General features: G+C 54.4%; 14 protein-coding genes. 9 read left to right on the top strand and 5 right to left on the bottom strand.

Going from position 1 to position 13505, the window contains the following annotated elements:
- Positions 1–25: 25 nt before the first annotated feature.
- Complete coding sequence (locus HMPREF0494_RS05515) at positions 26–1342, bottom strand: MFS transporter (protein ID WP_007123959.1); 1317 nt, start codon at positions 1340–1342, stop codon at positions 26–28.
- A gap of 127 nt (positions 1343–1469) precedes the next feature.
- Positions 1470–2861, bottom strand: a complete 1392-nt coding sequence (locus HMPREF0494_RS05520; RefSeq protein ID WP_007123960.1) for an APC family permease — start codon at positions 2859–2861, stop codon at positions 1470–1472.
- A gap of 112 nt (positions 2862–2973) precedes the next feature.
- On the opposite strand from HMPREF0494_RS05520, the gene HMPREF0494_RS05525 reads away from it, so the two are divergent.
- From HMPREF0494_RS05525 to HMPREF0494_RS05545, 5 genes are all read left to right on the top strand, one after another.
- Positions 2974–3396 carry a bis(5'-nucleosyl)-tetraphosphatase gene (locus HMPREF0494_RS05525; protein ID WP_007123961.1) on the top strand — a complete coding sequence of 141 codons (423 nt, stop codon included), beginning with the start codon at positions 2974–2976 and terminating at the stop codon, positions 3394–3396.
- Positions 3389–3955 (top strand): guanylate kinase, encoded by a 567-nt coding sequence (locus tag HMPREF0494_RS05530; RefSeq protein ID WP_007123962.1) that lies wholly within the window; start codon positions 3389–3391, stop codon positions 3953–3955. The genes HMPREF0494_RS05525 and HMPREF0494_RS05530 overlap by 8 nt, the downstream gene beginning before the upstream one ends.
- Positions 3956–4000: 45 nt before the next feature.
- Positions 4001–4438, top strand: a complete 438-nt coding sequence (locus HMPREF0494_RS05535; protein ID WP_007123963.1) for a Fur family transcriptional regulator — start codon at positions 4001–4003, stop codon at positions 4436–4438.
- A 72-nt stretch (positions 4439–4510) separates the two neighbouring features.
- A complete protein-coding gene (locus tag HMPREF0494_RS05540; RefSeq protein WP_007123964.1) occupies positions 4511–4948 on the top strand; it encodes a hypothetical protein in 438 nt (145 codons plus the stop codon).
- Positions 4949–4965: 17 nt separating this feature from the next.
- Positions 4966–5811: a DUF6681 family protein gene (locus HMPREF0494_RS05545; protein WP_007123965.1), complete on the top strand. Its 846-nt coding sequence runs from the start codon at positions 4966–4968 to the stop codon at positions 5809–5811.
- A 172-nt stretch (positions 5812–5983) separates the two neighbouring features.
- Here the strand turns inward: HMPREF0494_RS05545 and HMPREF0494_RS05550 are convergent, their stop codons facing one another.
- The gene (locus HMPREF0494_RS05550) at positions 5984–6220 is read right to left on the bottom strand and encodes a PspC domain-containing protein (protein WP_007123966.1); all 237 of its coding nucleotides are present in this window, start codon (positions 6218–6220) and stop codon (positions 5984–5986) included.
- 22 nt (positions 6221–6242) lie between these two features.
- On the bottom strand, positions 6243–7295 hold the full coding sequence (locus tag HMPREF0494_RS05555) for an aldose epimerase family protein (RefSeq protein WP_040458840.1): 1053 nt from the start codon (positions 7293–7295) through the stop codon (positions 6243–6245).
- Positions 7296–7526: 231 nt separating this feature from the next.
- On the opposite strand from HMPREF0494_RS05555, the gene HMPREF0494_RS05560 reads away from it, so the two are divergent.
- Complete coding sequence (locus HMPREF0494_RS05560; RefSeq protein WP_007123968.1) at positions 7527–8066, top strand: TetR/AcrR family transcriptional regulator; 540 nt, start codon at positions 7527–7529, stop codon at positions 8064–8066.
- A gap of 27 nt (positions 8067–8093) precedes the next feature.
- Positions 8094–10703 (top strand): YhgE/Pip domain-containing protein, encoded by a 2610-nt coding sequence (locus HMPREF0494_RS05565; protein WP_007123969.1) that lies wholly within the window; start codon positions 8094–8096, stop codon positions 10701–10703.
- A gap of 101 nt (positions 10704–10804) precedes the next feature.
- Here HMPREF0494_RS05565 and HMPREF0494_RS05570 read toward each other — a convergent pair whose 3' ends face one another.
- The gene (locus HMPREF0494_RS05570; protein WP_007123970.1) at positions 10805–11194 is read right to left on the bottom strand and encodes a PaaI family thioesterase; all 390 of its coding nucleotides are present in this window, start codon (positions 11192–11194) and stop codon (positions 10805–10807) included.
- 35 nt (positions 11195–11229) lie between these two features.
- On the opposite strand from HMPREF0494_RS05570, the gene menB reads away from it, so the two are divergent.
- Positions 11230–12051, top strand: a complete 822-nt coding sequence (menB, locus tag HMPREF0494_RS05575) for a 1,4-dihydroxy-2-naphthoyl-CoA synthase (protein WP_007123971.1) — start codon at positions 11230–11232, stop codon at positions 12049–12051.
- A 10-nt stretch (positions 12052–12061) separates the two neighbouring features.
- The gene (locus HMPREF0494_RS05580; RefSeq protein ID WP_007123972.1) at positions 12062–13474 is read left to right on the top strand and encodes an o-succinylbenzoate--CoA ligase; all 1413 of its coding nucleotides are present in this window, start codon (positions 12062–12064) and stop codon (positions 13472–13474) included.
- The last annotated feature ends 31 nt before the right edge of the window (positions 13475–13505 follow it).

The raw sequence follows: 13505 nt of genomic DNA on the forward strand, positions 1-13505 counted from the left end.
GCTATTTTGGCGGTATTAAAAGTAGTTAATTGGCAACGGCCTGGTAACGGGGTGAGGTTTCCGGCGCCCAAACCAGGCAGATTAAGCCGCCGACTACCAGAACGGCCGCGCAGACAAGCATTGCCAGCTGGGCGCCGCCACGGTTAGTCAGGATTGGCAATAAGAAGGTCCCACTAGCAGCCCCAATCCGGCTGATGGTAATGCAAGCGCCGACTCCGGTTGCCCGGACTTTCAGGTCAAACAGTTCGGTCGGGTAGGGGTAGTCAAGCACTAGTCCTGCCGAGAGGGTAGTCGCAAAGAACGCAAAGATGGTAACTTGCAGGGGTGCCGTGAGCTGGCTGCCCAAAATCATTGCTACTAAGGCAAGGGCAGGAAGAAAGAAACAGGCCAGCAGCATCGCCCGCCGGCTGAGCAATTTAAAAGCGAGGCTCCCGGCTAGTACGCCGACCAGGACGCAGAGGTTGTAGATGATTCCAGAGAGCTGCCCATTGCCTAAACTCATCCCGGATAAAAGAATGGGCAGGAAAATGCTGATACCGAAAAAGGCAAAGGCTTGGCAGGCATAGAAGAGGCCGCCAACGAGTGTTTGCCGGCGGTACTCGCGGTTAAAGAGCGTTTTCCACGGGATCCTTGCTGGTGCCGTACTCTTGAGCAGTTTTGGCGAAAGTCCCCACTTGCCGCCGAGCTTTTCCTGGACCAGCTGCTGGGCCTGGTAGTTGTCAACGTGGGTTGCGACCCAGCTGGGGGAAGCCGGCAGGCGATAGAGGCTACGGTAGAGCGCCGTGATTAAACCGGGGACGACCGACGAGGCGAGGATTACCTGCCAATTATGACTACCAAAGCCGGTAATCATAGTTCCGGCAATGTATGAGCCGATAAAGCCGACTGTCCAGTAAATAATTAAGTGGCTTTGAAAGCGGCCGCTGACTTTTTCCGGCATCCATTCCACCAGCCAAGCGTTGCCGACGGTATAGTCGATGGCAATCATCAGCCCGATTAGGATGCGGAGCAGCAATAACAGCCAGGGGCTGGTCGTGACCAGTTGCAGTAGCGAAAGAACAGAGAAAAGGTACATATTCACCATTAACATTCCCTTGCGCCCAAAGCGGTCGGCAATTTTTCCCATGATGGCGCTGCCGGCTAGGCCAATTAGGCTGCCGGCGCCGATGAGGCCGACCCAAAAGTCGCCCAGTGAAATAACCGACTGGGCTTGCGCCAGGGCGGTACCGCTGATGCCGAGGGCGTAGCCGCAGGCGATTTGCCCCAGGATCAGGGCAAGGGAAATCCCGCGGTGGACGGGAGAAACAGGTGCTTTCTTGTAGTCTTTTTTCAAATTGTTCATAGATTATTTGGCCGCAAGGTGGGGCCAAATGAATTGATTCCTCCTTGTGAAAATAATATGATTACCCTAACAAAAAATCAGAAACGATGCAAATCAGTGCGATCGTTTCTGATGTCAGATTGTGAAATTAACGTTCCTGGTTAAGCTTGCTGTGCCAGTAACCGTAGCTAAAGTAGAGAATAATCCCCAGCCCGAACCAGATCCCGGCGCCCAGCCAGGTTTCCTTGGAGAGCATTGCCATCATTCCCAGGCAGGCTAAGCCGGAGACGATTGGCAAAACGGGGTAGAACGGGACGCGGAAGCCACCCTTGTTGCCAATGTCCTTCCGCCGCCGCAGGGGGATAATCCCGAAGGAAACGAAGAGGAAGGCCAGCAGGGTCCCGATGTTAACCAGGCTGGTCAGCTGGTCAAGCGAAACCAACCCCCCCATCAGGGCGATGACCGTTGCAACAATCCACAGTGCCCGTTGGGGAACGTGGTGCTGGGCGTCCAGCTTGGCAAGGAAGGCTGGCAGGAGCCCGTCCCGGCCGATGGAGTAAATCAAGCGCGAACTGGAGTAGATCATCGTGACCATCATGGTGAACATCCCGATCAACGCTCCGATGGAGAGCAGTTCCGCGACCCAGTCCTGGTGGACCATCTGGAGGGCGTAGGCAACCGGATTGGCCACATCCAGCTTGGTGTACTTTACCAGCCCGGTCAGTACGACCGAAACGGCCATGTACAGGACCGTGGCCACGACCAGGGTGCCAATAATCCCCGCCGGCATATTCTTCTTCGGGTCCTTAACCTCCGCGGCCGACGATGAAACGGCGTCAAAGCCGAGGTAGGCGAAGAAGACAACGGTGGCCCCGTGGAAGACCCCCTTCATGTGGTAGGGCAGGAAGGGGTGGTAGTTGGCCGGCTTGATAAAGAAGAGCCCGACCACCACGAAAATGATGATAATGGCAATTTTGATGGCCACCGCAACGTTGTTGATCCGCATTGAGGACTGCATCCCCTTGGAGAGCATCCAGGTAATTAGCAGGACAATCACGATTGCGACCAGGTTAAAGTAGGTCCCGTGGGCCGGATCGAAGGGACCGGAGACCGCCTTGGGCAATTTGAGGCCAAAACTGGCAATGAAGGAGTTAAAGTAGGCTGCCCAGCCGGTCGAAACCGAGGCTACCGCAAGCATGTACTCTAAGATTAGGGCCCAGCCGAGAATCCAGCCGAAGAATTCACCGAAGACCACGTTCCCGTAGGAGTAGGCACTGCCGGCCACGGGAAGGGCGGAGGAGAACTCCGCATAACACATCGCGGCGAGTGCACAGACAATCGCTGAAAAGAGAAAGGAAAGAGTTACCCCCGGACCGGCGGAGTTGGCGGCCACGGTCCCAGGCAGGATAAAAATCCCGGTCCCGATCACGGCACCAATTCCGAGGGCCATTAAGTCCACTGCCGTCATCGACTTAACAAAATGCTTATCGACCCCAAGGTAACGATCAAGACTTTCTTTCCGCAGAATGTTTAAGCGCATCTTCAAACCACCTTTGCTATAATATAGTCAAAATATCTTATACCATCATACCCAGGGTTAAGATTAAAAGTCAATTAGAAAATTAATTCATTATTAAAAGGATGGTTGGAACATGGCAATTGAAGTAACCAGTGGTGCAGTTGTTTACCGACAAAGGGCAGGGGAGATTGAGTACCTGCTGCTGGAGAGCCAGAACAAGGGACATTTCTGGGGCTTTCCGAAGGGCCACGTCGAGGGAAACGAGACGCTGGAACAGACCGCAGCCCGGGAAATTCAGGAGGAAACCCAGCTGACCCTGCCAATTGACACGCGTTTTAAGGTCTACACCGAATACGACCTGCCGAATGGCAACCGTAAGCAGATGACCCTCTTTACCGCGGACCTGACCGCCAAGGAGGATATTCACCTGCAGGCGGCGGAAATCAAGAACTGCGGCTGGTTTAACTACCCGGCGGCCCGGGAACGGCTCACTTACGACAACCTCAAGCAGTTATTGGACCAGGTCAATGCCCATCTGACTGACCAGCATGACTAAGCAGGGGCGCGTGTTTGTAATCTGCGGGGCGGCTGGTTCCGGCAAGACCACCGTTGCCCGCTACTTGTGCGAGCAGTTTCATCTCCACCGGGTGATCACCCACACGACCAGGCTGCCGCGGCCGGGTGAACGTGACGGGGTGGACTACCACTTTGAAACTGCCCAGTCGATGGCTAAACTCCACCTGCTGGAGGCGGTGACTTACGACCAGGCCCGCTATGGTTCTTCATTAGAAGGGTTAGCAGAGGGCTGGCAACAGGGTCAAGACGACGTTATTGTTCTTGACACTAAGGGCGCCGTGACCTATCACCAGCAGCTGGGGTCAAGGGTGACGATTATCTTTTTGACAGTCAGCAAACTGGCGGCCTTGGCGCACCGGATGGCGGGCCGGGGGGATGACCGGTCGGCAATCGCAGCGCGCCTGCAGAGTCCAGAATACCAGCGGGACCTGCATTTGCCAGCGGAGTTACGGGGGATTGCCCAAGTGGTCACGAACGATGATTGGGCAGCGACGACGAAGCATTTGCAACAGATTGTGGGCAAGACAGTAACGGATTAACGGTAATTATGGTAGAATTGGTACTTCGGTAAGGAGGCGGCGCAATTGGACAAGTTAATCGATCAGGCCCGGGCCCAACTGCGTGCCCAGCACTTACGCTGGACCAAGCAGCGGGAAATGATGCTTAAAATTATGAGCGCGGATCCGGAACACTACCAAGACATTACGGTAATTGATGATGCGCTCCGGAGTGCTTATCCGGGGCTTAGCCACGACACAATTTACCGTAATTTAAAGGAGTTTGAGCGGCTCGGCCTCGTCGAGCTGCGCCAGCACAAGGACCAAATGCAGGTTAAATACCGTTGTGATGCGGCCCACCACCACCACTTCATTTGCGAACGCTGTGGGCGGGTGCAGGAGATTCAGATGCCGCCACTGGAGCTGGATTACTATGCCCGACAATTGCCCGGGGCGCAGATTACGGGCCATACCTTTGAACTGCGGGGGATTTGTGCCGAATGCCGCCGCAAGCACTTACAATAAATTTCACTCTTCCTTAACATTTACATCACACAAAATCGGTTATGATATAGGTTGAGAAAAGGAGAATGTAATATGGCAGCAAAAATTCCACCGTTAGTAACGCCGTTTGCGCTGGTGTCATTAGTCCTAGCGCTGGGCGCAACGAACGTGGTCGTTAATAAAGCGACGCACACGACGGAAGGGGCGAAAGTCGTCAGCACCTCTAGCCGGACCGTTAGCCAGAGCTCAACTGAAAGTCACAGTGAGAGCGACAAAGATAAAAACGCTAACAGCACTTCGGACGCTAATAGCAGTTCGGCTAATAACCGGTCAATCACTGATAACGACCAGGATACAACGACCGGCACCCAGCAGTCGAATAACAACAATAATACTGATAGCAATCCGAACCGGCAGACGACTAACAATAATGATAGCGGCACTGGCCACCAGACAACCAACACCGGGGGCAGCAGCACCGGGACGGCGACCAACCAGCAGGCCGGGACGACTACCGGCAATAATCAATAAGGAGGTGTCGGGTTACCATGTTTAGTTTTCTTGATATGATTAACTCATCACTGAGTTACTTTAACCTGGACGCCAAGCTCAAGGCCCGCATCTACATCGGGATTGCGAGTGCCGGGGATGTTTACCTGGCTTACGTTACCTTCCGGCTGTTTGCCAACCAGGTTTGGCTGCGGGGGTTCCTGTACTGCCTCGCAATGCTGGCGATCACCTACTTCCTCTACCTCAACTTTATCTTTTATTTTCTGGGAAAAACTTCCCAATTTGACTTCATCTCCCCCCGCTTTGCGAAAATTACGGGACAAAAGTTTGATAGCAATGGCAAACGGGTCGGCGGTACCCGGGCGGCCCAGGCAGGCCCGGTGATTGCCAACCAGTCCAACGGCCTCTTTAGTGGGGATAACACCATTCCAGCCGTGGTAGCGATTGATGACTATGAGCAGCACAACCTGCAACGGGTGGTCGACCAGCTGCTGACGGATGGCATTTTCGTCAACGACTATAACGGCCTCGATGAGGAGCAGATTGTCGAGCAGTATAACGAGACGGGCCAGCCGGTCCAGGCCTTGAACGCCAACTCGGTGCCGCCCTACTTTGAGCTGGAGCACGACCGCTTGCGGCACCGCTTGGAAATCTACATTGGGATCAACCAGATGGAACGGCGGGCAGTCGGCCACATCGTGCGGATCGGCCTGACCGACGTGTACTCGGCCCACCAGAAGTACCAGCTCTACCTGGCTGGCTTGGCCGTTACCGCGGGACCGCATAAAATTGCCGGCCGGCGGGGGTCAACCATTTTGACCACGGCAAACTATCAGTTAAACGCCCAGGTGGCCTACCGGGAACGTAGGCAAGGGGCAGAATAAGAGAGTTAAAAAGGACACCCCAAACCGGCTAAAAAGCTGATTTGGGGTGTCTTTCTTTCGTCACGCAGCAAGCCTTTGGGTTGGTCTGATCAACGGTTGAACTGCCAGCCAGCTGCTGCGTCGAGGCATCACTATCTAAAAATTTGGTTAAGAGTTGATTCTCAGCTTCTTTTTACTTTTCCTTAAATTCACCGTCAACTGTGTCAGCCTTTTTGGCTGGTTCCTGATAATCCGGCATGATGACTGCGGCGACCAGGTAAATGATCGTTAACGGGAAGAAGCCGGTGCAGGCGATTAGGACGACTGCAATCAAGCGGATCATCGTTTGGTCAACGCCTAGGTAGTCGGCAATGCCGCCACAAACCCCAAGGAAAACCTTGTTCTTGGACTTAGTTAATTTTTTCTGCATAATTTATAACCTCCAATCGGTACTAAGCAAAGTAATCGTAGTGAATCTGGTAGTGCTGCGGGTAGCCGGGCCGCAGGGAGATGTCGCCAAACTGCGGGTGGTGCGGCGTGTCCGGCAGAGTTTGTCCCTCCAGTGCCATAGCAAACCATTGTCCGGCGGACCGGTTAAAGCCGTCCGCGTGCTGACCATTGGCAGTGTATACGACGAGGCCGTTCCGGTCAGAATACATCTTAATTTTCCGCCCTGAGGCGGCGTCCATTAGGGTGGCCACCGGTTCATGGGCGAGGCGGTTGCTCGGCAGCACGACGAAGATGTCGTCGAAGCCCCCTTCGGCAACGCCCTGTTCCTGCATTTCCTGCAGGGCAGTTCCCAGAACGGTCGGGCGGGAAAAGTCAAAGGGCGTGTTCTTATTGAGGAGTTTGCGGCCGGTCGGAATTTTTTCGTCGTCCAGTTCCAGGTGGTAGGTTGAATTTAAGGTCAACACGTGCCCTTGAATGGTGCTGGAATCGCTGGCGAGGTTCCAATAGGCATGGGTTGTGGGGTTAAAGAGGGTCTTAGCGTCGGCCCGGCCGGCGAAGTCAATGGTGACCCCGTTATGGTTGTCGAGGGTGTAGGTGATTTTGACGGTTTCGTTGCCGGGAAGCTGGTCGGTTGCTGTGCCAATGGTGGTTGTCAGGATTAGCTGGAGCTGCTCTTGGCCCTGACTGGTTGCAACGTCGTAGAACTGCTGGCTGAGCCCGTTAGCACCGCCGTGCAGACTATTCTCGCCTTCGTTGGCGGGAATCTGGTAGCTGCTGCCGTCGATGTCGAATTGCCCCTTCGCAATCCGCCCGCCGAACCGGCCCACAATCCGCCCGACATACAGGGGCACGTTATTCGGCGTGGTGTAGGCCGCAACGTTATCGGCCCCCAGCAGCAGGTTGACTTGTCCGCCCCGGCCATCGGGAACCATGTAGGCCTGCCAAATTCCGGCGAAGTTGAGGACACTGATGCTGACGCCGTTATCATTGGTCAGGGTGTACTTAACAACGGCGCGGTCTTCATAACTGCCGAAGCTGGTGTGTTCAATTTTCACGGTAACCACCTCCTGGATAGTTGCTCAAGCTAGTTAAATTGTAGCATACTGCTGGCGCGGTGCCGTAATTTGGCGTGAGATTCTTGGGTGTGCCAACCGGTGGTGATTTTCCTGAAACATTTTCAGACATTTGTATTATTATAATACGTGTATACCTAATTAATCCTGTTGTCTTGCTGACATACGGTATACACTGTTCTTTATTGAAATGCTACAAGGGAGGGTATCCGTATGCGCGTGACACGCACTGTTCGGGATTTTCAGAATGCTTTGCTAACACTCTTGGAGACCAATTCTTTTGATCACTTAACGGTTGACCAGATTTGCAACGAGGCGCTCCTGCACCGGAGTAGTTTCTACCGCTACTTTAATGATAAGTATGATTTATTGGAGCAGACGATGGATACGCAGATTAGCCAAATCGCCGATTCCGGAGAATCCGAAGAAGACGTCGTTAAGCAATTCGTACTCTACATTGATGGTCATAAGGACATGATCCGCCACCTGGCGTCCAGCAGTTCCCACAGCTCGCTGTACACTGAAATGCTGCAGGTGTTTAGCCAGGTCCTGCTTGACCGCCGGGATCACGGCACAAAGGACACCGTGATTAAGGCGTTGCAGCAGGCCCATAACCCTGAGATGATGGCCTACGTCTTTAGCGGGTCGATTATCGGGGCCTTTTATTGGTGGCAGAAAAACAACTATGATGTCCCGACCGAAGAATTCATTAACTTTGCCAAGCAGTCCGTGCTTTCCCTTTCAGCAAAGTAAGTTAATTAGATGAGGTGAGGAAAGAAAATGATCAAAATGATCAAGGCAGAATTGCGGAATCTGTTTCATAATCATATTTTGCTATTATCCATTTCCGTAATTTGCCTGTTACCGTTTCTATACAGTATCTTCTTCTTAAAATCAGTGTGGGATCCGTACGGGAGCACCCAGGACCTGCCGATTGCGGTCGTCAACCGGGACGTCCCGGTGGAGTACCAGGGCAAGAAGATGGCGGTTGGTCAGCAGACCGTTGACCAATTGCGGAAGAACCACCAGATGAAGTGGGAGATTGTTTCGAAAAAGAAGGCCGACTACGGTCTTCACCACCGGCAATACTATGCCGTCATTACGATTCCCCAGAACTTCTCGCAAAACGCGACGACCGTGATGGATAAGAACCCGAAGCAGATGAAGCTCCAATACGAAACGAACGGTTCTTTGAACTACATCGGTCAGGTGATGACGGAGATCGGGACGAGCCGGTTAAACACCAGCATCCGTTCCCAGGTGACCCAGGCCTATGCGAAGGCAATGTTTAAGGAACTAGGCGTTGTCGGCAAGGGGATGACCAAGGCCGCGGATGGTGCCCACCAGCTGAGTGACGGAATCATGACCCTGAACGATGGGGTGAACCAGTACGTCGCTGGGGTGTACCAGGTCAATAACGGTGTCCAGCAGATGAAGGTGGCCGTGACCCCGCTAGCCAGTGGTGCCCAACAGCTGGCGGCAGGTAGTTCTCAGTTAGCCGCCGGAATCCAGCAATACACTGGGGGTGTGGGCCAGCTAGCCAATGGCCTTGGACTGTTGCAGGCAAATTCCGGTCAGCTGAGTGGCGGTGCCGGCAAATTAGCCGCCGGTCTGAACACCCTGAACGGCCGGTCCGGCGAATTACAATCCGGGGCCGGGCAACTAGCTGCTGGCAATACGGAGCTAAGCAACCAGGTTAACAGTATGTTGCCCGGCCTGCAACAGCAGATGGGAAGTATGTCTCAGGGAATTACGAATAATGCCAATGAGCTGGCGCAGGCTTTACAACCACTATCGCAAAGCAGTCAAGAACTTCAAAGACTATCAGCCGGGTTAGGCCAGCTTAGTGAAGCTCTAGGCAATCTCAAGGCGGCAGCTAGCCAGTCTGCATCAGCTGCAGCTCCTGCAAATAATAACAATCAGTCCCAGTCTCAATTACAAGCAGCACTGTCTGCTGTTCAAAACATTAGAACGGATGATAATGCTGCTAAGCAGAATGCCGTTAATGCAATCCAAAGTGCAATCAATTCTTCAAACAGTGCACCAGCACAACACAGTACGTCCGCCAATACTAACCTGGCTGAGCAGATTGGTCAGCTGCAGGAAAAAGTTAACGGTCTTAAAGCACAAGTTGATGCGTCTGCTAGTGGAGCTGAGCAAAATACTGGTAATGTTTTGCGGGCGGCCCAGAACCTGCAAAATAGCTTACAAAATATGCAAACCAGCACCAATACGGCCTTAAACGATGCTTCCGGCAAACTGACTGCGGCTACTAACCAATTAGCTGCCGGTGCCAATAAGCTGAATAATGGTGTTAACGCGTACACGGGCGGGGTTGCCACTGCCGCCGCTGGTGCTAACACCCTGAATGCGGGAATTGGGCAATATACTGCGGGTGTTGCCCAAGCGGGGGCCGGAGCCAACCAGCTGGTTGCCAACAGCCCGGCCTTGATTTCTGGGGCTGGGCAGTTAGCCAGCGCCCTCACCCAGTTAAACGCCCAAGTACCAAGCCTGATCAGCGGGATTAACCTCTTAGCCGCTGGGACCCAGCAGCTGGCTGACAATTCGCCGGCGTTGGTCAGCGGAATTACCCAGTTGAACGACGGTGCCAGTCAACTGGCTAGTCAATTGGGCAAGGGTGCTAAGACCATCAACGGGATCAAGCCAACCGGCAAGACGGCGAAGATGTTTGCCGAACCAACAGCGGTTAAGCATAAGGATTACAGCTACGTACCAAACTATGGTCACGCGCTGGCACCATACGTTCTGTCAGTTGCCCTCTACGTTGGGATCTTAGTATTTAACTTCATCTACCCAATTCGGCGGGTGGCAGAAAAGGGCCACTCTGCTGTTGCCTGGTGGGCAAGCAAGGTCTTTGTCGGTGCAGTGTCAGTTACTCTGATGGCGGTAATTGAGGATGCCATCATGTTGGCCTGCGGCTTGACGACGGACCACATCCCATCACTCTTTGCGACAAGCATCTGCTTTGGCTTAGCGTCGATGGCAATCGTGATGTTCCTTTCGATGATTTTCGATAACCCAGGCCGGTTCGTTGCCATGGTTCTGCTGATGCTGCAGCTGGGTGGTTCCGGTGGGACCTTCCCAATGGAGGTCACGATGAAGTTCTACAACGTCATCCACTGGTACCTGCCAATGACCTACTCGATTTTAGGCTTGCGGCAATCGATCAGTAGCGGGATTGGCGCGCACTACGCGCTCTTCTGCAACCTGGTCCTGCTCGGCATCGCGGTTGTCTTTAACCTCTTGTTATTGGCCGGGATGCTCGGGATCCACCACCACTTCTTCAACATCAACCCGAAGTTGGAAAAGAACCAGGAATTCCTGGACGAGATGGAAAACGATGGCGGAATCCAGTCGAAGAAGGATTAATGAGGCAAACAGGGGATGATGTAATTCCCCTATCTGAATATCAAACTTAAAGGCTCTCAGTGTTCGAATTTCTCCGAACACTGGGAGCCTTCGTACTGGCGTTAGTTGGGCTTGCCCTCTGGCTTATGACTATTGATGAGTATAACGGTACTGCTGCTGGTCAGCTGGTCCTGGTTATACAATTCAGCCCGCCAGGTTTGGGTGCGGCGGCCGCATTTAATGGGCGTGGCGATGGCTTTAATGGTACCCTGCGCTACTGGTCGCAGGTGCTGTGTGTTAATATTAAGACCGATGGCTAGTTTGTCCTGGCCGTGGTCCCGCAGCCACTGGTTGGCGCCGAGGGACGCGGCGGTTTCCGCAAGGACGGCGTTAACCCCGCCATGAACGATTCCGTAAGGCTGTTTGAGCCGGTCGGTGACCGTGACGGTTAAGACGACCCGGTCTGCGGCGACCGACTGGACCTGAATGCCGAAGTTTTCTAGTAGATTCATTGTAATGACCTCACTTGTAAAGGAGTAAGTTAATAATGACAGAAGTTAATTGGCAACCGGTAAAAGAATACTCTGAAATCATCTTTGAACGGGCGGGCAAGATTGCGAAAATCACGATGAACCGTCCAGAACGGCGCAACGCTTTTACCCCGGTCACCATTCAGGAAATGATTGACGCGTTTACCATTTGTCGTGATGATAGCACAATTGGCGTGATTATCCTAACCGGGGCCGGCGACTTGGCCTTTTCATCCGGCGGTGACCAGGGCGTGCGCGGCAACGGCGGCTATGTCGGCCCCGATAAGATTGCCCGCTTGAACGTCCTGGACCTGCAACACCTGATTCGGATTATTCCCAAGCCGGTCATCGCGATGGTCAAGGGCTGGGCAGTCGGCGGTGGCAACATCCTCCAACTGGTCTGTGACCTGACGATTGCGGCGGACAACGCTAAGTTTGGTCAAACCGGTCCAAAGGTCGGCAGTTTCGACGCGGGCTACGGCTCCGGTTACCTGGCCCGGGTGATTGGCCACAAACGTGCCAAGGAAGTTTGGTTCCTTAACCACTTCTACACGGCCGAAGAGGCCTACCAGATGAACTGGATCAACAAGGTCGTGCCATTGGACCAGGTTGAATCAGTGACCCTGGACTGGTGCAACGAGATCTTGCAGAAGTCGCCAACCGCCCTGCGCTTTATTAAGGCGGCGATGAACGCCGATACCGATGGGCTGGCGGGCTTGCAACAGCTCGGCGGTGACGCCACCATGCTCTTCTACACGACCGACGAGGGTAAGGAAGGCCGGGACGCGTTCAACGAGAAGCGCAAGCCGGACTTCGACCAGTTTCCGAAGTTCCCATAGGGGCGGTAAGATGCAGACGCAAAATTGGTTATTAAAACAGGCGGCGACCCAGCCAAACCACCTGGCGGTTGACGATGGCAACACCAGGCTAACCTTTGCCCAGCTCCGGGACTACGTGGCTCATATCGCCGGCCAGCTAAACCACCTGGCTCCCGGTGACAAGGTGGGGCTGCTAGCCACCAACCGGTTGCCGGGCTACCTGGCGGCCTTAGCAATTATTTGCAGCGGCCGGACGGTGGTCTGGCTAAACTGGCGCCTGGCGAGTGAAGAGCTGCACCGGCAAATTGCAGATAGCCAGCTCCGGTGCTGTCTGGTGGCTGATGAGCTGTGGCGGCCGGAGATGGGGACGGAATTTACTAGCCTGAGTGACCTGCTGGCGGTTGACGCGGCCCCGGCAACTTTGGCCCCCAGCTTTGCGAGTGACCAGGTTGCTAGCATTATGTACACGTCCGGGACGACCGGGAAGCCGAAGGGCGTTTTGCAGACCTTTGGCAACCACTTCTACTCGGCGGTTTCGTCGGCGCTCAACCTGGGCCTGACCAACCAGGACGAGTGGCTATGTGTTGCCCCAATTTTCCACATCAGCGGCTTCTCAATTATGATGCGGGGGCTGATTTACGGGATGACCGTGCGCCTGGTGGCCAAATTCCGGCCGGCCGCGATTGAGCAGATCTTGGCCACGGAGCCGGTCACTATCATGTCAGTAGTGCCATTTATGCTGAAAAAGCTGGTCGGCCAACGCCAGCAGAGCGGCCAAAAGTACCGGGCCACGTTCCGGTGTATGCTCCTTGGCGGGGGCACCCTCGACCGGGCAAGTTTGAACCAGTGCCGCCAACTGGGAATTCCGGTCGTCCAGTGCTACGGGATGACGGAAACCTGCTCCCAGGTGGTAGCACTGCGGTCCAGCGATGCCTTGGCCAAAATTGGCTCCGTCGGCCAGCCGCTCTTTACCACCCAGTTGAAACTGAGCGCGGATGGGGAAATCCTGTTGAAGACGCCGGCGTTGACCCCGGGTTACCTCAACCTGCCGGCCAAGCTCCCCGCAAAGCTGGTGGATGGCTGGTACCGGACCGGAGATATTGGGCACCTGGACCAGGATGGCTACCTTTATATCGATGGCCGGGCCGACGAAATGATGATTTCCGGCGGCGAGAACATCTTCCCACAGGAAGTCGAGCAGGTCTACCTGCAGTACCCGGGCATTCGGCAACTGGCGGTGGTGGGCCAACCGAACGCGGAGTGGGGCGAAGTGCCGGTGGCCTTTGTCGTCAGCGACCAGCCCTTGGACCAGGCGGCACTTACGGCCTATGGCTACCAGCACCTGGCCCACTACAAGGTGCCGCACCGCTACATTCGGGTGACCACGTTGCCGATGAATGCTAGTGGAAAGATCCAGCGCTATTTGTTAAGAAAACAATTATAAATAATGAGCAAGGAGGCTGGTAAGAAAACTC

This window comes from Limosilactobacillus antri DSM 16041, from assembly GCF_000160835.1.
GTDB classification, from domain to species: Bacteria; Bacillota; Bacilli; order Lactobacillales; family Lactobacillaceae; genus Limosilactobacillus; species Limosilactobacillus antri.